We start from the raw sequence: 23,099 nt of genomic DNA on the forward strand, positions 1-23,099 counted from the left end.
CCGGTGTTGAAACAGAATGTGACAACAGATTGGCCAAAAAAAAAGCCCCGATCGCTCGGGGCAAACCCTGTGCGAGGACTACTCGACGGAACAGGAAACCGAAAGCGTGCTACCGCTGAGCGAACCTTGGAATCCGAACGTGGCCGTCTGGCCGGGTGCCAACTGTCGGTTGTGATCAACCGGCGTTACGGTCACCTGATTCGCTTGCTGAGTAAATTCGCCACTCCAGCCGTTAACCACAGACACGTTCTGATCGAACGTCAGCGTGGCTTGCCAATCGGTTATGGGCTCGGCTCCTTCGTTGGTTACGCGGATATTGTTTAAAACGAAACCGCCGGGCCAAGCATCGGCCGTCGGAAGTTCGCAGCTGAGGGTTGTTGAGGTTGGTTCCGTTACTCGGACGGTTAGTGACTCGGTGGCGGAGAGTTTTTCTCCCGCAGCGTTGGCCGCCGTGACAGACAACAGGTAATTACCCGCCGTGTTCGGTGCCGTTAATACGGTACTGGATGCATCGATGAATTCTTCGTCGCCATTCCAGTTCACATAAAACGCGGAAGCAAATTGCAGATCAACCGCGACGTTAAAGCTCTCTCCGATGTTGATCACATCATGGGTCGCCGGTTGCAGGATGCGGATGGATGGATCTTGGTTTACGTCACCGGTTTGCAACGTGACTTGCGCACGTGCACTGGTTTCGTCACCTTGCGCGTTTGTAGCGACCAATGTCACCACAAATAGCTGGTTGGCGACTGCGGGTGCTTGCACAATGGCTTGCGACGTTGAAGTCGATTGGGTGTGCAACTGATTATCCAGATAAACATTAACACCAGCGGCACCGCTCATCTGGTATTGCAGCAGAACATCACTGCCGGGGGTAAAAACACGGTTGGGCGCAGGCGAAGTCAGGGTAATCGTAGCGGGTAGCGAGCCGTTATAATACTCACTGACATTGGTGCCGGTGGCGGAGCTGCCGAGAATGACCTGATGATCCAGGCCGACATATTTTCCCTGTGCATCTTGCCAAAGGGAGGGTTCGAAGAGGGCGTACTTCTCTTCATCCCAGCTTGTCCAGTCGTAGAGAAGCAAACCGCCAGTGTCGCCCGAATTTGGGTTCAGGCACCAGAACGTGTGGTGGAGTTTGTGCTCGATAATAAGGTCACGAATTGCCCGCATCCACGTTTCATTGTCGCCACCATCCATGAAGCCACCCCATTCACCAATCAGCAAGGGGGCGATGTTTTGCTCGTGAATATACAGCCAGTTATCTTTCCATACGTCGGTGTAGAGCGTGTCTTTGTTGAAGCCTTCATAAAACCACGGTTGTTGAAATACCAGAGGACCGTAGTCGTGCGGTGAATACATGAGCTGGCTTTGGCGGCTGCCCAGATCCACCGGGTAATCTGCAACGCCACGCAGGTTACCTCCCCACCAGATGGAATGGTAGTCGCTCTTGTTTTGTGACGACCAGGTTTTGCCGTCTTTCGGATAGGCTTCGATACCTTCGCACATCACCAGTATGTTGGGGTGAACATCGAGAATCCGGTTCGCTGCGGTTTCACAAGCGTATTTCCAGTTGTGTTCGTCGGTTGAGTTATCCCATTTGGCAAAAGCACCGGACCAGGGTTGGCCATGCGGTTCGTTTTCCAGGTCGAACGCGAGAATCGTGTCGTCATTTTTGTAGCGGTCGGCCACCCAGACCCAGGTGTCGTAAAAATCTTCAGACGTGATATCGCCTTTGTACCAGAGTTTTTCATAATGTCCTGAGTTATCGGCTTCCGCACTGTGTACGTCTAACAGAATCTTTAGTCCGTGACGTTTGGCGGAGGTAAGCATTGCGTCAAATACTTCCAGTGAATGTTTTCCTTCCAGTTCCGGGTTCACATAGGTATTAACGTTCCCCATTTTGTAAATGCCGTTTTTCCATTCCTTCAGTAGCTCTGTGGAAATCGGCACCCGAATCAGATTGATACCACGCTGCGCTATCGCCGCCATGGTCGCGTCAAGGTTGACGGACCAAAGTCCATGAAAGACACGTTCACTGGCGTTAAAACCAAACCAGTTCACCCCGGTTAACCATACCGGGTTGTTGTTCTGATCCAGGATCTGATTGCCCTCGACGTGCAACCAATCGTCCCCTGGTAAGGGTGTTCCTGCCTGCGCGGGGGTTAATGAGAAGCAGGACGCCAATGCCAGCGTTGCCAGTTTAAGTCGAAACGGAATGTTCATGTGATTGCCTTTTTCTTGTTGTTAGGTGTTTCGGTAGCGCATGCTCAGCGAAAACAATGGCCTGGAAAATGCGCGGGCAAACAGTCTGGAATGTTGCGTGAATTATTTCAACTTAGAATAATTGTTGGGCTTTATAGAAGGGTTGGGGGCTCGGTTTTACATGTCTAATAAAATCAAAGGCTTGTCGAGCCAGCGACCGGGTAGGGCTTGGTGGGAGAAAATTTCAGTTTTTAGACGTGCATCACAAATGTGTTTCAGGGCAAGTGGTGAGCATATCGAGGAGTGCGCAAGGAATGAGTCTGTACGCACGGGGTTCATACGGGTGTTTTGCGTGTTGTTATTTCCATTACCCTGTGTGTGATGGATCGCGCGGTTTATTCCACGGCGCGTTTTACTTGGTTACGGCCATTGTTTTTCGCTTCGTACAAGGCGGTGTCAGCGCGCCGGATGGTTTGGCTCGGGCTGGCATCGGTGATTCGTTTTTGCGCGACCCCAATGCTGACCGTAACGTTCACGCGTTGGTTATTCACCGTTTGTTCGCTTTGCGCTATGGTGTCACAGATGCGCTTGGCGACTGCATGCGCCTGGTTGATATCCGCGTCTGGCAGAATGGCGAGATATTCTTCGCCGCCAAAACGCGCCAGCATGTCTTGCGCGCGCAAACAGGACTTTGCCAGTCGCGCGACATTGACGATGACGGTATCGCCGGCGTCGTGCCCAAAGGTGTCGTTCACCTTCTTAAAAAAGTCGATATCAAACGCGATCACCGAAACCGGTTCAGCGGTTTGAGCCGGGCGCGAATACAACTGTTCCGCAAAGGATTCAATGGCCCGGCGATTGGCCAGCTGGGTCAAAGGGTCTGTTAAGGCTAGTGCTTTTAACTGTGCGCCGGAACGGACGTGCACCATGACGCGGTTACCTAAAAACAGTAACAAAATCAGAGCCAGTAAAAGCGTGACCGATTGCCAGCGCCCCAGTTGATTTTTGGCTTCCAATTCAAGGCGCTGATTTTCATTCCGCAAAGTCAGTTCTTTGTTCTCAAATTCTTTCTGCGCGAGGTTGTACTCAATTTTGAGTCGTTCGGCGAGCTGGTCGTTGACCTGTGACCGAAACTTTGAGCGGGTGTCGCTAAGCGTCTGCATCGTACTGTAAGCCGCTTTAAAGTCACTGGTTTGCGCCTGAAATTTAGCCAATTGTTCCAATGCATAAATCAACAGCCGGTCGTTACCTTCCTCTATAAACAGATCTGCAGCGGTTTGGGCTAAGGTGATAGCGTCGGTATACTCGCGACGTGCGCCAGCTATATAGGCTTTTACCATACTGACCGTTGCTTTGTTATAGTCGTCCTCAATCTCAGGCTGAATAGCTAGTGCTTGCTTGAGTGCTGACTCTGCCTCCAGACCACGGCCTAAACGACCAAGCGCTTCGGCTTTAAACAAATACGCAACCGCGTCCAGGCGTTCATCAACCTGCAATGGCTTTTTCTCCAGATAACCCGCGACCGAAGCGATCGCCCTATCCAACCAAACCAAGGCGCTTTCGAGTTCATTTTTATCAAGAAACAAAATGCCGTAGTCGACAGCGACGTTAGCCTCGGAGAGGGCATCTCCTTTATCGCGGTAATAGAGTAATTGTTGAGCCAGGTAGGTTTCGGCGTTATTGAAGTCGCCCATGCGCCGAAGGGTATTCGCCACTGAAGAGCGGATGTCATTGCCGAAATATTCATTGCCGGCTTCGTTGTAGTATTGGGCTGCGTTTTTGTAATTTGTCAGCGCTCGGGCAATATCGCCCTGATAGGATTGCAGGTCGGCCATCAGCGCATAAGCGTCTGCAATAAGTAAAGGATCGTTGGCACGCCGAGCCAGATCCAAAGCGGTGTCGAAATCCTGAAACGCAGCGTCATTATCTCCATCCAGAGAAGCATAAAATCCACGGCAAGCGGTGAGGTCAGCGCGAGCGGCTAAATTGGTGGCGAACAGTTCTCGGTTCAATGCCTCATTGGCGTAGGCGATGTAGTCTTGAAAATCCTCGTTGTCCTGATTCCAACACCAGAGTCGCGTAAACATCATTTGGATGTCCGCCGGGTATTGCTGGATATTGCCTTCCAGTTCGGTCAGTGCATCCAGTGTTTCGGTGTAGCTGATGTCCACAGGATCGATAATGCGGGCGAACAGTGCATTTACCTGTTCTGGCGAAAGAGTCGCGGCCCATGCACCATTGAAAGTAGAGCCCAGCAGCGTCAGCAAACAGAACGCCAGACAGGGTTTCCACTTGACTTGTTTAAAATTCATACAGGTTTGTTTCTCCGTAAATAGTCTGGTGCTCTGGCCACTTCGCAAATTTTCGGTTTTTGACCGCTAACCCAGGCACAGTCCAGCGGTTGCACTGGGATTACGCTGTCTCGATAGGTGCGAAAACGCTGGGTTGGAAAACGTTAAGTGGCGTAAAAAAGTGTAGTTCAAAAAAAAAGCGCCCTACGAAAAAGACCGCTTTTAAAATTTAATTCACCTGTAAAAAAATAGTCAGATTGGTGGTTTTCGTGTAAACACAAAACCAGCGCAACCAACCAAATGGGCGAAACACTTGGCTAACCCGAGTTGCCTTAAGAACGTTCAACAAATTGAAGGGCGTCACAAATCTCAAAGGTGTGGATTAAAAAGTGTGACGTTGTTACCGGTTGCTGACCGCTTTATCGGTATGATGCGCGCTGAAATTCATCAGCGTCGCTTTACCGGATGGTATGGCCAATCGTTGAAGTATGGTCAATGGACGCTGGCCAGGAAACACAATAAGGATATCCATGAAACTTTCTCATCTGTTCGCTGTGGCAGCATTGCCACTTGCTTTAACTGCCTGTAACCCAGACCCCAAAAACCCCGGTGGCAACACGGACCCGGACAAAGACCAAAATGTCAAATCGGCCAAAGCCGCATTGTTGGATCTACAGGGATTAATGCCGCTGGATTCGGTGGAAACCAAAACAGCCCAGTTTCGCGCGACCAATCGTGCGTTGGAAGATCTGCTGACAGATGATGTCGCGAATCTCGATAGTGCCCTGGACGTAACCTTGCTGGCACTTCAGCAGGCGCTTACTGGCTTCGTAACCAAGAATGACGACGACCCGGAAGCCATTACCTACCAGTTTGCCGCCGCAGAAACCGAGGTTTCCGCAAAAATAGGCAACTCCACACTGTTTGGTAACAGTCAGGTAGCCGGTAGCTTCAAATTGGTTGAAACCACCGAAGACGTAACCGACCCTGAAACCCAAGAAGTAACCACAGTCACTAAGCATCATATTGTCGCAGACAATCTCACCGTAACGGATATCGTCTCTGGCAACGTTGTGACCACCGACATGCGCCTTGCGTTACCGGACGTCGCTCAACTTGAATTGACCTTTGGTATTGAGCAGTTTGAGTTCAGCAGCACAGATACCCTGCGCAAACTGTTCCTCGAAGGCGAAAATGCTACGTTGTCTGCACCATTGAACGCAGCGCAAGTCGATACTCCAGTGTTGACCTTTAATGCCACCTTCAGCGCTGAACAGTATGAAACTGACTTCGCAGACGAAAACCTGACCGCCACATTGGCTTCCGGTGAACTGAACTACAGTGCCGACCTGGTGAACGACATCCTGAAACGCACTCAGTTATCCTTGAACGGCAGCATTGGGGCTGAGTCAGCGTTGTTCTCTTTGGACTACCAGGCGACAGTGGCCTCTGAGCTGAAAGCGCAATTGTTGAATGCCACGGGTTATCGGGTGGGGGATGATGCCAGTGAGTGGGTGTCGGTAAAGGATAAACGGATAAGTACCGATACCGATGCTGTACTTGAAGTTTCGTTTGATGATGTATCTATATCCGACAGTGCGTTCTTTCTTGATGGAACGGGAGAGACTCCAGATTTTAGAATGCAAAGAATTACTTGGTATGATGGTGAACTCAACAGCTTCATTTATCATGATAGCTTGAGTGTTCTATTCGAAGATATGTTGGTATCACTGAATGAAGGTCCCGTTATCGAAGTATATGGCGTAGGCTATGATGTTTCTGGAATTGGAAACCTGCTTCTGACCGAAAATGAAGTTTTTATCGAAGGACCAGAGGGTGACGGTCTAAGTCTTGTGATTCGTTGGAATGCAAACATGGAGCGTTTCGAGTTATTGCGCTTTGAAAATGTTACAAATCGATTTACTCCCTTTGCTAATTATTATTTCAACACTACTTCAGATCAGGTGGCGAAATCGACCTTCACTCAATCTACTGAGGGCGAGATTGAAAGTGAAAAGGTTTCACTTGAATTTGATTATCATTACGCAGCAGATAGAAACGCTAGTTTAACCAAATATCATTCGTTTTCTGGAAAAAGTTATAAACAAATTAGTCTAGATGATCTCCCTTACACAAGTTTGATAGATTTCGAATTCGATATTGCTTTTAAAAATGAGAATTTGGATAACTTACAAAGTGTTGAAGATTCTGAAAAGATTACTAGCGTGAGCTTTTATACCGGCGCTTGTGATTTCGATATGGCATGTTCACCTGTTGAGTTCAACTTCGATGAGCTCGGTGTCGCTAAGTTCCAGCTGGAACAGGATGGTGTGACGTTTGACGCCGAAGAAATTGAAGGGGGGCTGTTCTATACCCTCCGCAAAGACGACAAAAACGTGGTGATCACGCAAAACAGTGACGATGCGTTGGATATTCTGTTCGGGAAGTTGGCGATTCAGTTGAACCTGGGAGAGGCCACGACCGGCGATGTACTGTACAACAATGCAAATGTTGGCAGTGTCACGGAAGTCGACGGACAACTCACCGTCACCTTTAACGAATAACCCCCTGCTGTCGTAAGCAATTCATCGTTAAAACGCTTTCAGGCTAAGTACGCAAGTGCTTAGCCTGAAAACATTTCGCCGCTTTATTGTACGAAGTCTACCGTGGCAAAAAAGTGTATTCATTTCTGCGTTCTCTTTAATGAGTGTATTAACATACAAAAAGGATACTTGTATGAAAAATCTACGTAATCTTGCTTATCTGTTGAGCATGATGTTATTACTGGCCTGTTCGGTACCGCCACCGCCCCCAGAAAACGGAAACACCACGGGTAATACCACGAACAATAATCAGCAAACCGTGTTGCAGGAACAGTCACTCAGTTTCTCCAGTACACGTATCGAAGGTGAAATCGGTGAAGAGCGGGTTGTTACGGTCACTGCCCAAGGTACTGGGCAAATTCGGTTTGAATTGGTTGATGATAAACTCGCAACCATTAATGAGTCCGGAACGTTGTTATTCAAACGAAAAGGTTCTACGCAATTAAAGGCAACCATAGCGGCGGATGAAACCTACGCCGCAGCGGAGGCGGTTGTACCGGTCAGGGTGAAACCGCGACAATCTGCATTGCTGCTGGACGCAACCGAATTGAACTTGTCTGTGTTTGATGAAGTGGGCATTGTTGCAGAGCTAGATCGCCCTGGGCTATTGAACTTTGAAAGCGATAACGAAGCTGTTGTCACTGTGGACAGCAGTGGAAATCTGATTGCGCAGAGCGCCGGTTCTGCGGAAATTAGGGTTTGGGCAACAGAAACACCCATCTATGCCGCGGCTTCGGCGAAAGTCTCGGTTAATGTTGACAGAGTTGAACAAACGCTGATCTTCGTTAAACCAGAATCTCAACTTGGGACCATTCTCGGCGTAGCGCTAAACAACGCTGCGGTCAGTACAGGGGCGAGTACGGTCACCTATGTCAGCAGCAACCCGAACATAGCAACCGTAGATGAGAATGGCCTGGTGACCCCCGTTGCGGTGGGCCGTACGGACATCACTGCTGTTGCTCCGGGAACTGATCAGTACCACGAAAAATCGCTGGCTTATACTCTGGTGGTTGAAGATCTTAACTTCAACGCTACGACGAGCGCTAACAAGGTGACTTTTACCTGGAATAAGGTAGATCTGTTTAACGAATACACATTCTTTAAGCGAGACAAAGCCACCGATGACTTTGAGGTGAGTTTTACAACCGCTGATGCCGAGCGCTACTCCTATTCCATAACGGACACCAAGACACGCCGTCCTGAATTGTATTTCAGCGCCTGCAACGCTGCGGAGTGTTTTACCAGCCCAGTGGTGACCATGTTTGGTTCTAATGATATTGAAGCGGCACAGCTTGCGATAAATGAGGTTTCCTCGTTGCAATCGTTGCCAGACATTGTCGCAAACCAAGCAGACCACTTTGTGATGGTGGAAAGCGTGCACCAGCATTTTAACGAGGATACCGCTGCACTCCAAGACAGCTTGGATGCCCTGTTGTTTCATTTGCAGCGGGCGATCAGCGGTTTTGTGGTTAAAGGAACGGAAGGGAATGTTAAAACCTACGCTCTTGCGGCAGAGGCTTCCTACCCAGCGACAAACAGCGACGCCAACGCGCATATGTCTCAAACTCTCGCAGGAACTATCGACCTGCAAGAGGTGATAGACATCGAGGTGGATCCTAGAACGGGTGATGAAGTTCGAACCAGCCACATGGCCATTACAAGCAATAATTTAAGTTTGGTGAATATGGCTACGGGGGACGTGGTTCAGGTACGCTTATATTTGCAGAATCCAGCCTTGTCTGAGTCTGGATCAAGTTGGCAGGTTGACATGTTAGAGCTCAGCCATGAGCAAAGTTCAAAGCGAATACTGTTATTGAGTGCGGAAGACGGTTTGCGATTGCCGTGGCCGTTTCCCACAACGGATGAGGTTGAGGGCTCTTTGCAGGTTGACTATCTCGCGGAACAGTTCAGTTCAGACAACAACCAAACGACAACATTAGCATCTGGGGTGCTCAATTACAGAGCTGACCTATTTGAAAATAGTTTGGTACGTAAACAATTGGCTTTGCAAGGCAGCATAGGGGCAGAGGCGGCTCTGTTTTCACTCGATTATATGGCTCCTGTTGCGACTGAGCTGAAAGCGCAATTGCTGAATGCCACGGGTTATCGGGTGGGGGATGATACCAGTGAGTGGTTGGAAACAAGAGATAACTTTGTAACTCGGAAGCGCATCGCTAAGTTATCGATGAGCGCCGAAACCATTGGCTTCGATCATGTACCAACGATATACCTGACTACAGGTCAAAATACTGAAGGAGTCCGTACCTTTAATTGGTTTTCTGGTGCTTCACAGTCGATATCGTTTTTTGACAAACCCAGCTATGCCTTTGAAGCGTTGTTAACAGAGCTCAATGGTAGTCCGAGCCTAACTTTATTTGGGATTGAATTTGACTTAACGGGAGTCGGTTTCGACTTGGCGACCAATACTTTCGCAATTTATCAAGATGGATTGGCAGAAAATAAAATTCGGGTGACGTGGGATGAAGAAAATTCCGTTTATATTGTCGCGACCTATTTCTCATTAAAAGACAGATATGATGACGATCAGAAATTCAACATCGATCTCGAAAATAGTGTATTCACGCGCACTGAGATTACTGGGTACTTTGATAGTGAAGGTAAGATAATAGAAACACCACCCGAAACACTAGCGTTTGAGTTTCGCTCCGCGATCGGCGCGAACACACTGGAAACTAAGAACACCTTCTTAGACAAATATCATCAGTTCACTGGTGCGGCTTTTCTGCCTATCGACGTGAAAGATGATGCCTATACCGCGCAAGCGGAATTTGATTTTGCATTGGATATAAAAGATGAACGAGACAATCTTGCCCTTGAGCAAGATTCAGCCATTATTCGCGACATAGCCTTTTATTCCGGCACCTGCGATTTCGACATGCAATGCACACCCTTGTTTACCGACTTCTCTGAACGGGGTGTTGCCACTTTTGTTCAACATCCCGGTACAAATTTGCTGCAGGCGGAAGAAACAAACGGCGGTTTACTTTATACCCTCAGCATGAATGATAAGAAGGTGACAGTGAGCCAAACGTATCCGGGGAATCTCGATATTTATAAAGACGCGTTACATTTGCAAATGTCTACGGATGGCACAGTCACCGGTAAAGTTTTATTCCATGATGTAGAGATTGGCTCATTAGTCGTGCTTGGCGATCAAGTGGTTTTCGACTTTTTCGAATAATCCGATCATGCTGAGTTAATAACACAAGAAACCGGCCATCGAGCCGGTTTTTTGTTGTTTAAATCGACACTGACGGATCCGGGTTTGCATGCCATGGCGGTGAACGCAATAATGCTCAGCATCGTTGTTAACCTGGCCGACCGTGGAGTCACCATGACCCAAACCCCGCTTGAGATCTTGTCTGACCGAATCACCAATGCGCATACCCGTATTCAACAAGAACATGCTGATATTAACCCAGTGGTGGGGGTCAATCGGCAAATGCGCGCCAGCGGCATTCCGGCCGATGCGATCACCATCGATTGCCTACGCACCAATCGGCGGATTTTAATCATTCTGCATGATCATGCGCCAGATCTTGTGCGCTATCAGTTTGGTCAACGCAATACTGACCCAGAGGTCGACTTTGAGGCCATGAAAATGCATAAGGTGAGTGAGCAGCAGCTTTATGAATGGATGGTACAAACGTTCAGTTAAGGCGGTTAATCCTACAGGGCGCTGACGTGGGTTTTGTTTTGGATCATACCTTTGGGTATTATCCGCCAAGATGAAAAAAGGAGGTGTTATGCGGTTAGTGATCATTGGGATGCTGATGGTGTCATCCCTGGCGCAGGCAGGTGCGATTTATAAATGCACTCAACCTGATGGCAGCGTCGGTTTTCAGGCTCGACCTTGTGCCGATGCTGAGCAGGAAACTATAAAGGAAGATCTATCCAAACTGGAGGGTATTCACCTGCAGGGCAAGTGGAAGATTGTGGCTTTGGGGAAAAACAAAGAACCGGTGGACGATTCCATGGGTGAAGATTTCTGGGAGTTTTCCGCCACCCAGATGACGGTGATTTCCGGGAATCGACGCTTGAGCCCAGACACCTATAAGTTAGATGATAAAACCATTGTTCTCGACTACTACTCCATCGAGATTCTGGAATATACCGGCAACGAAATGACGGTGAAGACCAGTGGCATAGAACAGACATTACGTCGTCAATAAAAAAGGGCCGCAGGCCCTTTTTTATTGAATGTCACCTCCGTGTTTAGCGGATCACCGCATCTACTAACATCGTAGAAACCGATTTTGAGCTAGAGCCGGAAATGTAACGGTACTTCGACCACCAATCCCACCATTCGCGTTTTTCATAGTCGTCAATATCGACAGCCTGTTTGTACACAGCGCTGTTTTTATAGGCGGACTCCAGCGACCGGATAGAGGTCATGGTGTTGCCGGTGGTGTTCGATTGCATTTCGTTATGTGCGAGTGTTTCACTCATCACAATCGGGTAATGAAAGTCGTACAGCTGGCTGCTGCTGGGTGCGTTGCTGACCGAGGTGACTTTACCGTCGACTCGGGTATCACGGCTGCAACTGTCGTAGCCGTTAGCGTAGGCAGCTCCGCAAGCGCTGTGCAAAGGCACCACTGAATCATCGGCGCCGTGGATGATCGCATGCGTGGCGAATCCATAAATCTCACTACCGGTGCCGGCCACTCGCAAATGAGGAATGGATGGGAATCCGTTGGTGGCGTGGTTACGTGCAACGGAGGTTTGCAGGTCATTCATGACACCAACGTTTAAACCGAAGCTGAAATAGAACCCCGCATACTCGAGCAGGCCACTGATGATACTGCTGCCATAGTTAACGCCATTGGCGATACCGACACCAAAGTTTGCCAGTTCCGTACCGCCACCGGCGCCTGCCAGGTCGATCACTGCCGCGACTTTCAGTTTAGCCGCCTGCGTCGACCCAAACAGCGAGTTTTTGTTTTTCAACAGATAACGAGTAACCAGGTCTCCGGTAGAGTGGGTGACGATGATGCATTGGTTCGCGCAATAGTTTTCGTTTAACAGCGCCTGAATCTGTGGTTGCACAATGCTGATAATGCCGCCAGATCCGGTCAAGCGTTTGTGCGATGGCCAGTGAATAATATTGGTTTGACCGCCATCTTGACGTAAGAAGGCGGGGTTCACTTTTTTCCAATAGTTCAATGCGTCGGCTTTGCCGTTGTCCGACGGTGGTGAAATGATATGAAACGGATTGAAACCGTGAATCAGTATCACGTTTTTGCCACCCACATTCGCGTGAGCAACGCCAAGCAGAAACAGTCCCATGACCGCGGACAGTTGGATCAGTCGTACGAGTTTATTCATTGTGTTGGATACCTTTTGTTATTGTTTTACTCTCGGTTGGCATACTTCGGTTTTGCCTTTTTTTATCAGCGTCGACACGTCGAAAGACGACAACCTGATTCATGAATTCAACGGCTCGTCACCTGTTGCAAAAATTCCAGACGCGCCAATGCTTCGTCATCGACATAGGGCGCATCGTCATACTCACCGAACGGATGACCGGATATCTTAGCCTCAGGGATGGCCACTAAACCGCTGATTGCTTCGAAATCCGGTGGTCCCGGCATTTGTTCCAGCGCGAAGTCACGCAGCAGATAATCGCCGGGGTCATTCATCGCTTTCAGTGCTGAAATATGAGCAGCCAGGTTCAGGGTTTGTTCGCCACGGTTGAGTTCTTGTTCAGCGCTTAAATGAATGAGTGGCTTTCGCGAGTTAGCGGAATACAGATTGGCTTCCAGTCGGAAAAAACCGGGTTGGCTTACGTCGACAATCATAGGCATAACCAACCATGAACCGTCGACAAAACTTTTTTCGGCAGACAGCAATTGAATGGTGGCGTTGTCACTGTCGAAACGTTGGATTGGGGTTGAAACCGTCCATTCCTGCTCGGCGGATTTTACGCTGGCCACCAATTGCAATTCCGCTTCCATCCAACGTTGCCCCAGTGGCGGTATTTCAAATGACGTCGGACCGGACGAAACTGTTACAGAGAGGTTGGCGATGGTCTGGCCAGCTTGCAATACCTGTAACGTGCCCTGCACTTGATCGAGTCCGGCCACACTGACAACCCCTCGAATGGGTTCGTTGGGGGAGTATTGCAGACGTTCACTGCGCAAACTGAGCGTGACACCGTTCTCTTCAAATCGAATGGGAAAAGATTGATTGGGCAGATATTTCTCCACGGCCTCAGCATTGAAAATGGGCAGCGAAGACGTGGGGTATTGAATGAGTTCCGCAAACTGATCGGCAATGTCGGCAAACTGCGCATCGATTGCTTCTTCGGTCACGCTTTCCGGTATGGCGAGTGCCGGCTGAGTGTTGCCAGTGTCTGGTTGGCACGTGGGGACAGGCAAGGCCAATGGCGGCACCGGAATAACCGGATCCACCTGCACGATTTGTGGTGCGAACGTGTTGCGTTGCCACGATGGTTTCAGCCACAGAACGAAACCCAAAGCAGCCAATAATATGGCCGCCGTTATGACGCGTATGAACATGTATCTCTCCAGCGAGCGCTGATGCCGGATCTTTGTCCGGTTCATTCGGCGTGAATGCCTTTAACAGCTATTGTTGTTTTTTTAATCTGTTTCAGATGAAACTAATCGCTGCGTTTTCAAATAGCCAGTCGCGCGCGTGATTGGGGAAAATATTTCGTTAATGTCTGGCGGGGCAGAGCAGTCTGTTACTGCGTGTTGATAATCATTTGCGAGCACAATGTTGCTTTGTGCGCTGTGTCTAAAAAATTGAATTGCGTGAGTGCGATGAAATTTTGATCTGGTCAAAAAAAGCGCCACGGGTAAGCGTGGCGCTGTCGTGATGTTACTAGGGTGTTAGTTAGCTGAGGGTCAGTCTGCTAAATCAGCAAATAATGCCGTCGACAGATAACGTTCACCAAATGATGGAATAATGACCACAATCAGTTTGCCTGCGTTTTCCTCGCGCTTGGCAACTTCAAGTGCACTCCATACCGCAGCGCCGGATGAAATGCCAACCAACAGACCTTCCTCGGTGGCCATGGCGCGTGCGGTTTTAAAGGCATTCTCGTTTTCGACTTGAATGATTTCATCCAGCAACTCCGTTTCCAGAATCGCGGGTACAAAGCCTGCGCCAATGCCCTGGATCGGGTGCGGACCTTTTTGTCCCCCGGATAAGACCGGAGAGGCGGCCGGTTCAACGGCGATGGCTTTGAATTCAGGCTTTTTCGCTTTCAGCGCTCTGGCAACACCGGTGACGGTGCCACCAGTGCCAACACCACTGATTAAAATATCCACTTGGCCGTCGGTATCGGCCCAGATTTCTTCAGCGGTTGTTTTTGAGTGAATGGCCGGGTTCGCAGGGTTTTCAAATTGCTGCGGCATGAAGTAAGTCGACGTGTCGGATTCATAGATCTCCTTTGCCTTGGCAATCGCGCCACCCATGCCGTCTGGTCCGGGTGTGAGCACTAACTCAGCGCCATAGGCTTTGAGCAGCAAGCGACGTTCTTTCGACATGGTTTCCGGCATAGTGAGTACACACTTATAGCCTTTGGCTGCGGCGACCATGGCCAGCGCTATGCCAGTGTTGCCCGAAGTCGGTTCAACAATGGTCATGCCGGGCTTAAGCGCACCCGCTTCTTCGGCGGCCTGGATCATGGCCGCACCGATGCGGTCTTTCACCGATTTGCCTGGGTTGTAGAATTCGAGTTTGGCCACCACAGTGGCTTTGCAACCTTCGGTCAGGCGGTTCAGTTTGACGAGCGGGGTGTTGCCGATTAAATCGGTCACGTTATTTGCGATGTTCATGTACGTCTCCTTTAACACGGTTGGGTCAGTGTACCTACCGATGATACGACTGTTTAATAATAAAAAATAACGCTAGAGTAACTTTCAGTTATGTTGGAGGGTGGTTATGTCCTTATTCTGGATCGTATTTTGGGCCTCGTTAGGCGTTTTCGTGTTGGTCGCGGTGAAAGTCTGGCTGTTGATGAAATGGGTGAAAAAACAGCCGAAACCGAACGATAGGGAGGACTGAGTTCGGCAAAGCGTACACATTCCCTGACATCTCCTACTTTTCTACAGGTTGACGTTAACGTCAACGTAACTTAGCCTTGGTCACCATAACAAATACAACACAACCAAAGGCTAATGATGACTCACTCCCTGAATTTTGGTCTGGGGGATACCCTGGACGCGTTGCGCGATGCCGTTAAGGACTTCGCTCAAAAAGAAATTGCCCCACGCGCCGCTGAAATCGACGCCACGAATCAATTTCCCCGCGATCTCTGGCCTGCCATGGGTGAACTTGGCCTGCTGGGGATGACTGTCGAAGAAGAGCTGGGCGGATCCGGTCTGGGTTACCTCGCACACGCGGTCGCTATGGAAGAAATCAGTCGTGCTTCTGCGTCGGTCGGCCTGAGCTATGGCGCCCATTCCAACCTGTGTGTGAACCAAATCCGCAAGAATGCCAACGCTGAACAAAAGGCCAAGTACCTGCCAAAATTGATGTCCGGTGAGCATGTCGGCGCTCTGGCCATGAGCGAACCGAATGCGGGCTCCGATGTTGTCAGTATGAAATTACGCGCTGAAAAACAGGGTGACCATTATGTGCTCAACGGCAACAAGATGTGGATCACCAACGGTCCTGACGCTGATGTGTTGGTGGTCTACGCTAAAACAGACCCTGACGCCGGCAAGCGTGGTATTTCTTGCTTCTTGATCGAAAAAGATTTTCCCGGTTTTAAAACCGCTCAGAAACTCGACAAGCTGGGCATGCGCGGCAGCAATACCTGTGAACTCGTGTTTGATAATTGTCAGGTTCCTGTCGAAAACCTGATGGGCAATGAAGGCGATGGTGTGAAAATTCTGATGAGCGGATTGGATTACGAGCGTGTTGTATTGTCCGCCGGTCCGTTGGGCATTATGCAAGCTGCACTGGATATCGCCTTACCGTATGTGCATGAACGCAAACAATTTGGTCAGGCCATCGGCGAGTTTCAGTTGGTGCAGGGTAAGTTGGCAGATATGTACACCAATCTTAATGCCAGCCGTGCTTACGTTTACGCCGTTGCAGCGGCTTGCGACCGCGGTGAAACTACACGCAAAGATGCCGCGGGTGCCATTCTGTACGCCGCCGAAAAAGCCACACAGGTCGCGCTGGATGCCCTGCAACTTTTAGGCGGTAACGGATACATCAATGATTACGCGACGGGTCGCCTTCTGCGCGATGCCAAGCTCTATGAGATCGGCGCAGGTACCAGTGAAATCCGGCGTATGCTGATCGGCCGTGAACTGTTTAACGAAGGTTGACGGTCGCTGAACCGGCGCTGAGCGCGCACGCCTTTCATCGTGTGCGTGAGCCTTTCGTGCTTTCTGATATCAGGAAAATCAAATGCCACAACTGAATGACATACAAACTATGATGCGCGACGCCGCGCGTGATTTTGCCCAGAACGAGTTGAAACCCAATTCACCGAAATGGGACAAGTCCGCGGAACATCCAGTGGCGGTGATTAAGCAACTCGGTGAAATGGGTTTTTATGGTCTGACCGTTTCGGAAGAATTCGGCGGCAGTGGCGCCGGATATTTATCGCTGGCGCTGGTGGTGGAAGAAATTGCCAAGGGCGACGGCGCTTTGTCGACCATCACCTCGGTGATGAACTCAGTGGTCTGTTCCCCCATCGCGCAGTACGGCACTCAGGCTCAAAAAGAAACATGGCTGACACCTTTGGCCACCGGCGAAGCATTAGGGGCGTTTTGCTTAACCGAACCGCAAGCCGGGTCCGATGCGGCCGCGTTGAAAACTAAAGCGGTTAAGACCGACAGCGGCTGGCGCTTGTCCGGCAGCAAGCAATTTATTACCAACGGTGCGATCGCGGATTTAGCCATTGTGTTTGCCGTGACTGACCCGGCACTGGGTAAAAAAGGGCTCAGTGCTTTTCTGGTGCCTGCGCATCTGGAAGGTTTCACCGTACCGGTGGTGGAAGAAAAGATGGGCCAGCGCGCCTCCGACACCGCCCAATTGGTGTTTAACGATATCGAATTACCTGCAGATGCTCTGTTAGGTGCCGAAGGCCAGGGTTATGCCATTGCTTTGGGTAATCTGGAAGGCGGTCGTATTGGTATTGCGGCGCAATGTGTGGGAATGGCGCAAGCCGCTTTCGATGTGGCGGCGGCTTACGCCAATGAGCGCGAATCGTTCGGTGACACGCTCATGCATCACCAGGCGGTTGGTTTCCGGTTGGCCGAAATGGACACGCAAATTGAAGCAGCCAGACAGCTCGTTTGGCACGCCGCGCGATTAAAAGACGAAGGGCGAAAAGCATTGCGCGAGGCCGCCATGGCGAAATTATTTGCCAGCGAAATGGCTGAGCGCGTGGTGTCAGAAGCCATGCAAACATTAGGCGGCTACGGCTACCTGACCGATTTCCCGATTGAACAGATTTACCGGGATGTCCGCGTGGCGCGCATTTACGAAGGCACCAGCGACATTCAGAAAATGATCATCGCACGAGATATTGAAGGGCGTTTTTCATGAGTATTATTCACAGCCAGGTCAACACACGCAGTGACGAATTTTTGCAACGCTTCGCAGGCAATAAAGCGTTGGTTGAGGAGCTGAATGCGCGTTTGCTGAAAACCTACGATGGCGGTGGCGAACGCGCGCGAGAAAAGCATCTCAGCCGTGGCAAACGTTTGCCACGTGAACGCGTCGAGCTGCTGTTAGACAACGGCTCTCCGTTTTTGGAAATTGCAGCACTCGCCGCCAATGGCCTCTATGACGACGCAGTTCCCAGTGCAGGTGTCATTGCCGGGATCGGTCGCGTATCAGGCGTAAACTGTTTGATTGTGGCAAACGACGCCACCGTCAAGGGCGGCACCTACTACCCGCTGACGGTAAAAAAACATTTGCGGGCACAACAGATTGCTTTGGAAAACCGATTACCGTGTATTTATCTGGTCGACAGTGGCGGTGCGTTTTTACCGATGCAAGATGAAGTATTCCCAGACAAAGACCATTTTGGCCGAATCTTTTTTAATCAGGCCAACATGTCGGCGCAAGGGATTCCTCAAATTGCAGTGGTGATGGGGTCATGCACCGCAGGCGGTGCTTATGTTCCGGCCATGTCCGATCAAAGTGTGATCGTAAAAAATCAGGGCACTATTTTTCTGGGTGGTCCGCCCTTGGTGAAAGCCGCTACCGGGGAAGACGTGAGTGCAGAAGAGCTCGGTGGAGGAGAGGTGCACACGCACATTTCGGGCGTCGCTGACTACCTGGCCGATAACGATGATCACGCCCTGGTGCAGACGCGGCAGATTGTCCGGCATCTGAATGCACATCAGGTGTCGCCAGCCGTGCCAACCTATGATGAGCCACTGTACCCAGCGGAAGAATTGTACGGCATTCTCCCCAATGACCTGAAAACCCCGTTCGATGTCCGCGACATTATCGCGCGTCTGGTGGATGGTTCGGTATTAGACGAATTCAAAGCGAACTACGGCACCACCTTAGTAACGGGCTTTGCTCATATTGAAGGGCAGCCTGTCGGTATTATCGCAAACAATGGCATTTTGTTTTCCGAAAGCTCGTTGAAGGGTGCGCACTTTATTGAACTGTGTAATCAGCGTCGGATTCCATTGTTGTTCCTGCAGAACATTACCGGTTTTATGGTCGGCAAAAAATACGAAAACAGCGGAATTGCCAAAGACGGTGCCAAATTGGTTACCGCCGTGGCCTGTGCCAAAGTGCCAAAGTTGACGGTGGTGATTGGCGGCAGCTTCGGTGCGGGCAATTACGGCATGTGCGGTCGCGCTTATGACCCAAGGTTCTTGTGGATGTGGCCTAACGCTCGCATCTCGGTTATGGGCGGTGAGCAGGCCGCCACGGTATTGGCCACGGTGAAGTCGGAACAGATGCATGCGCGAGGCGAACCGGTCAGCGCGGAAGCGATGGAAGCGTTCAAACAACCGATTCGTGACAGTTATGAAACGCAGGGCAGTCCCTACTATTCCACAGCACGACTGTGGGATGACGGCATCATCGACCCGGCGCAGACGCGCACCATTCTGAGCCTGGCGTTGCACGTCTGTGCCAACGGCAAGCAGGAAGATACCCGCTACGGTGTGTTCCGGATGTGATGTGTCTGAACGTGCAGACGCGCACAGGACGAACGTGAACCAGTCGTTTGCTGACTCCATTGGGCAACCTAAAATAATAAAGAGAACGTGATGTTAAAAAAACAACAACAGGGGCAGGTCTTAACGCTGACGTTGAATCGGCCAGACGTTCGCAATGCCTTTAACGCAGAACTTATTGCAGCGTTAACCGACGCCATTAAACACGCGCACGAGCAGGACGATATTCGTGTCGTCGTGTTGCGCGGTGAAGGTGAACACTTCAGCGCCGGGGCTGACCTGAATTGGATGTTGGGTATGAAAGAACGACCCATGGCCGAAAATGTGGCAGACGCACAAGCGTTGGCTGAATTGATGTCGTCGATTAATTTCTGTCGCAAACCGGTGGTTGCGGTCGTTCAGGGGGCCGTGATGGGTGGTGGCGTGGGTCTCATTGCCTGCGCTGACATTGCCATCGCCAGTGAAAAAACTTTTTTCGCGCTATCGGAAACCCGGCTCGGGTTAACCCCGGCGACAATCTCGCCTTTTGTGGTGAATGCCATTGGCGCACGTCAGGCACGTCGCTACATGCTGACCGGGGAGCGTTTTGATGCTCACAAAGCGCACGCGCTTGGGCTGGTTCATGAAGTGGTCAGCGAGGCGGAGCTCAACAGCACTTTGGACGCTATTGTCACTGCGTTACTGGCTGGTGGTCCTCTGTCACACCGTAAAATCAAGAAGTTGGTTTACGACGTCAGCGAACGAGCACTGAACGCAGAGCTGATGGAAAACTTATCTTGGCGGATCGCAAATCAACGCATTTCCCCAGAGGGACAGGAAGGCATCCGCGCCTTCCTTAACAAACAAAAACCGAACTGGCAGACGGAGCAGGATTGATGGCCTCTATTCACACCCTATTGATCGCCAACCGCGGTGAAATTGCCGTTCGGGTCATCAACAGTGCCCGGCTTATGGGTATACGCACCGTGGCGGTTTTTGCCGAAGCGGATCGCGATGCCCCACACGTGGCGCTGGCCGACACCGCTGTGTTTTTAGGCGACGGTCCCGTTAATCAAACCTATCTCGATAAGGCACGCATACTGTCGGCCATGCAAAAAAGTGGTGCGAACGCGGTGCATCCGGGGTACGGATTTTTATCCGAAGACGCGGATTTTGCCGAACAGGTGAACAACGCCGGGCATATCTGGGTCGGGCCGCCTCCGGCCGCCATGCGTGCAATGGCCTCCAAGGCTCAGGCCAAGCAAACCCTGGAGCCAAAAGGCGTGCCCATGATTCCCGGCTACCACGGCGACGATCAGGACGTTGACTTGTTAACCGCGCAGGCCAGTGACATTGGCTACCCCCTGTTGGTCAAAGCTTCTGCCGGTGGCGGTGGCAAGGGGATGCGCGTTGTGGAGGTTGCCGCTGAGCTGCGTGATGCCATCGATTCGGCCAAGCGGGAAGCCAAAAATTCGTTTGGCGATGATCGCCTGTTGCTGGAGAAATTTTTAGTCAGACCCCGGCATATTGAAGTGCAGATTCTGGCCGACGAACATGGCAAAGTCTTGTCGTTGTTCGAGCGCGATTGTTCCGTTCAGCGACGGCACCAAAAAGTTTTGGAAGAAGCCCCGGCTGCGAATTTGCCGCAGTCGACACGTGAAGCCATGTGGTTAGCCGCAGAAACAGCGGCCCGGGAAATCGGTTATGTGGGCGCGGGTACGGTCGAATTTATTTTGTCCGCCGATGGTGCGTTTTATTTTTTGGAAATGAATACACGTTTGCAGGTAGAACATCCGGTCACTGAATGCATCACCGGGCTCGATCTGGTGGCTTGGCAGTTAAGAGTGGCTCAAGGTGAGCCCCTGTCGGTAGATCGCCCCGCGCAGCCTGATGGACACGCCATTGAAGTTCGCTTGTATGCCGAAGACCCTGCGCAAAATTTCACACCGATGGTGGGGCGAATTGAGCAACTGTCTTTTCCATCGGGACCTGGCATCCGCATCGATTCCGGTGTTTATGAGCAAACACAGGTATCCAGTTTCTATGATCCGATGCTGGCGAAAATTATTGTCCACGCCGAAGATCGACCGGCGGCGTTAACCAAACTCCGGCGGGTACTGGACAGCACCCGCTGCTTCGGTGTGACGACGAATCTGGCGTTCCTGCGGTTGTTGGTCAAACAGCCGGAAGTTGCGGACCTCACCGTGCATACCCGCTGGCTGGATGATCAGGATGAATTTTATCAAGCCCGTGAATTGCACAGTGCGCCCTGTTGGGCGGCGTTAGCGTCTGTGTTGTTTGCATCGCAAACCACGCCTGTTAACCCATGGCAACGGCATCGAGGATGGCGGGCAACAGGTCAGCGGCAATGGTTGTTTGCCATATCCGAAAGCGAACAGGTCAGCGTTATCCGAGACGGTGAAGGTTATCGACTGATCATGAACGAGCATGAGATTGGCGTTGAACGGGTCCGTTGGACGCCCATGGCAAACCATCAGGGGCGGTTACGCGCCCAGGTTGACGGTGTTTCAGTGGAATGGCATGCCTTCGTCACGCCGGAGCGAGTTTGGTTAGACAACGGAGATCGCAAATGCGACGTCAACTGGTGGTTAGCGTCCAAAGCGCACGATCACGATGTTGAAGCCTCAGGTCGTGTTGTGGCAACACTGCCCGGAGTGGTGACCGCGCTGTATAAAAAGGCCGGTGATCGCGTGGACGTAGGTGACAAACTGCTGTCCTATGAAGCGATGAAAATGGAAACCACGTTGACCGCCGAGGTGGCTGGTGTTCTGCAGGAATGTGACTGGCAAGTGGGTGATCAACTGTCTGAAGGTGATCTGTTGTTTACTATCGACACGGATGAGGTGAACGATGACTGACGTGAAATTGGTTGAAGTGGGTCCTCGTGATGGCTTGCAGAACGAAGCGACGGTGTTGTCAGCCAGTACCCGGGTTGAACTGATTGAACGGTTGGCCAACGCTGGCCTGCGCCATATCGAAGCCGGCTCTTTTGTTTCGCCCAAATGGGTGCCGCAGATGGCGGGAAGTGCAGACGTGTTACAGGCACTGTTGCCCAAAAAAAATATGGCCAACGTTCATTTGCCGGTATTGACGCCGAATGTGCAGGGTTATCAACTCGCGCGTGAAGCCGGAGCCCGCGAGGTCGCCATTTTTGGGGCGGCCAGTGAAACCTTCAGCCAGAAAAACATCAACTGTTCTATCGCCGAAAGCCTGCAACGCTTTGAAGCCATTCAGGCATTAGCGCACGCCGATAACGTTGCCCTGCGTGGCTACGTCAGCTGTTTGGTGGCCTGCCCATATGAAGGCGACATTTCACCAGCGCAGGTGATACCCGTGGTGCGTCGTTTGTTTGAACTGGGTTGCTATGAAGTTTCTCTTGGCGACACTATTGGCCGGGGAACACCGCACTCTGTCCGTCGCGTGTTGCGCGCTTTGTTGGCCGAGTTCCCGGCCGAAAAATTAGCCCTGCATTTGCACGATACCTATGGCATGGCGGTCGCCAATCTGATGACCGGGCTGGAGCTGGGCATTCGCACCATTGATGCCAGTGTCGGCGGCGCCGGAGGCTGCCCTTATGCCAATGGCGCCAGTGGTAATGTGGCCACCGAAGAAGTGGTTTATCTGCTGGAACGCGAAGGTCTGGATACAGGCGTGAACTTGAATGCGTTAGTGGATACTGGCCATTGGCTGTATCAACAACTGGGTAAGCCCGTAGTATCGCGGGTGAATCAGGCGCTGTTTGGAAAGCAGGGCTGACAGCTTATCCGGTGAGTAAAAGGCCAGAAAACTGGTCAGCTCACTGCACCGATGGCTAAGATGACTGAAGATGCCATCAAATGACAAAAACA

16 protein-coding genes are annotated in these 23,099 nt (G+C 51.0%); 10 read left to right on the forward strand and 6 right to left on the reverse strand.

Features of this window, described 5'->3' with window-relative positions; all coding sequences use genetic code 11:
* Nucleotides 1-78 precede the first annotated feature (78 nt).
* The 3 genes from IYN85_RS17315 to IYN85_RS26185 form a co-directional block, all read right to left on the reverse strand.
* Nucleotides 79-2,226, reverse strand: a complete 2,148-nt coding sequence (locus IYN85_RS17315) for a cellulase family glycosylhydrolase (protein ID WP_196160195.1) — start codon at nt 2,224-2,226, stop codon at nt 79-81.
* A 374-nt stretch (nt 2,227-2,600) separates the two neighbouring features.
* On the reverse strand, nt 2,601-4,517 hold the full coding sequence (locus IYN85_RS17320; protein ID WP_196160196.1) for a diguanylate cyclase: 1,917 nt from the start codon (nt 4,515-4,517) through the stop codon (nt 2,601-2,603).
* A gap of 379 nt (nt 4,518-4,896) precedes the next feature.
* On the reverse strand, nt 4,897-5,028 hold the full coding sequence (locus tag IYN85_RS26185; protein WP_255533766.1) for a hypothetical protein: 132 nt from the start codon (nt 5,026-5,028) through the stop codon (nt 4,897-4,899).
* On the opposite strand from IYN85_RS26185, the gene IYN85_RS17325 reads away from it, so the two are divergent.
* The 4 genes from IYN85_RS17325 to IYN85_RS17340 all read left to right on the forward strand — a co-directional run bounded on the left by IYN85_RS17325 (nt 5,027) and on the right by IYN85_RS17340 (nt 11,292).
* Nucleotides 5,027-7,060: a hypothetical protein gene (locus IYN85_RS17325; RefSeq protein WP_196160197.1), complete on the forward strand. Its 2,034-nt coding sequence runs from the start codon at nt 5,027-5,029 to the stop codon at nt 7,058-7,060. The two genes, IYN85_RS26185 and IYN85_RS17325, sit on opposite strands and share 2 nt — an antisense overlap.
* Nucleotides 7,061-7,232: 172 nt before the next feature.
* Entirely contained in the window at nt 7,233-10,301 is a 3,069-nt protein-coding gene (locus IYN85_RS17330; protein WP_196160198.1) for an Ig-like domain-containing protein, read from the forward strand.
* A 54-nt stretch (nt 10,302-10,355) separates the two neighbouring features.
* A complete protein-coding gene (locus IYN85_RS17335; protein WP_230390830.1) occupies nt 10,356-10,778 on the forward strand; it encodes a hypothetical protein in 423 nt (140 codons plus the stop codon).
* Between the two features lie 88 nt (nt 10,779-10,866).
* Nucleotides 10,867-11,292 carry a DUF4124 domain-containing protein gene (locus IYN85_RS17340; RefSeq protein WP_196160199.1) on the forward strand — a complete coding sequence of 142 codons (426 nt, stop codon included), beginning with the start codon at nt 10,867-10,869 and terminating at the stop codon, nt 11,290-11,292.
* A 43-nt stretch (nt 11,293-11,335) separates the two neighbouring features.
* Here IYN85_RS17340 and IYN85_RS17345 read toward each other — a convergent pair whose 3' ends face one another.
* The 3 genes from IYN85_RS17345 to cysK form a co-directional block, all read right to left on the reverse strand.
* Entirely contained in the window at nt 11,336-12,445 is a 1,110-nt protein-coding gene (locus IYN85_RS17345) for a hypothetical protein (protein WP_196160200.1), read from the reverse strand.
* Nucleotides 12,446-12,552: 107 nt separating this feature from the next.
* Complete coding sequence (locus tag IYN85_RS17350; RefSeq protein WP_196160201.1) at nt 12,553-13,638, reverse strand: hypothetical protein; 1,086 nt, start codon at nt 13,636-13,638, stop codon at nt 12,553-12,555.
* Nucleotides 13,639-13,986: 348 nt separating this feature from the next.
* The gene (cysK, locus tag IYN85_RS17355; RefSeq protein WP_196160202.1) at nt 13,987-14,922 is read right to left on the reverse strand and encodes a cysteine synthase A; all 936 of its coding nucleotides are present in this window, start codon (nt 14,920-14,922) and stop codon (nt 13,987-13,989) included.
* A gap of 345 nt (nt 14,923-15,267) precedes the next feature.
* Between cysK and IYN85_RS17360 the strand changes: the two genes are divergently transcribed.
* From IYN85_RS17360 to IYN85_RS17385, 6 genes are all read left to right on the forward strand, one after another.
* Nucleotides 15,268-16,425: an isovaleryl-CoA dehydrogenase gene (locus IYN85_RS17360; protein ID WP_196160524.1), complete on the forward strand. Its 1,158-nt coding sequence runs from the start codon at nt 15,268-15,270 to the stop codon at nt 16,423-16,425.
* Between the two features lie 82 nt (nt 16,426-16,507).
* Nucleotides 16,508-17,653 carry an acyl-CoA dehydrogenase family protein gene (locus IYN85_RS17365; RefSeq protein WP_196160203.1) on the forward strand — a complete coding sequence of 382 codons (1,146 nt, stop codon included), beginning with the start codon at nt 16,508-16,510 and terminating at the stop codon, nt 17,651-17,653.
* Nucleotides 17,650-19,254, forward strand: coding sequence for a carboxyl transferase domain-containing protein (locus IYN85_RS17370; protein WP_196160204.1), 1,605 nt, complete (start codon nt 17,650-17,652; stop codon nt 19,252-19,254). Before IYN85_RS17365 ends, IYN85_RS17370 begins: the two co-directional genes overlap by 4 nt.
* Before the next feature lie 90 nt (nt 19,255-19,344).
* Nucleotides 19,345-20,127: an enoyl-CoA hydratase/isomerase family protein gene (locus IYN85_RS17375; RefSeq protein ID WP_196160205.1), complete on the forward strand. Its 783-nt coding sequence runs from the start codon at nt 19,345-19,347 to the stop codon at nt 20,125-20,127.
* Nucleotides 20,127-22,109, forward strand: a complete 1,983-nt coding sequence (locus tag IYN85_RS17380) for a biotin carboxylase N-terminal domain-containing protein (protein ID WP_196160206.1) — start codon at nt 20,127-20,129, stop codon at nt 22,107-22,109. Before IYN85_RS17375 ends, IYN85_RS17380 begins: the two co-directional genes overlap by 1 nt.
* A complete protein-coding gene (locus IYN85_RS17385) occupies nt 22,102-23,007 on the forward strand; it encodes a hydroxymethylglutaryl-CoA lyase (protein WP_196160207.1) in 906 nt (301 codons plus the stop codon). The genes IYN85_RS17380 and IYN85_RS17385 overlap by 8 nt, the downstream gene beginning before the upstream one ends.
* Nucleotides 23,008-23,099 lie beyond the last annotated feature (92 nt).

The sequence above is a fragment of the Reinekea sp. G2M2-21 genome (genome assembly GCF_015687175.1).
Taxonomy (GTDB): Bacteria; Pseudomonadota; Gammaproteobacteria; order Pseudomonadales; family Natronospirillaceae; genus Reinekea.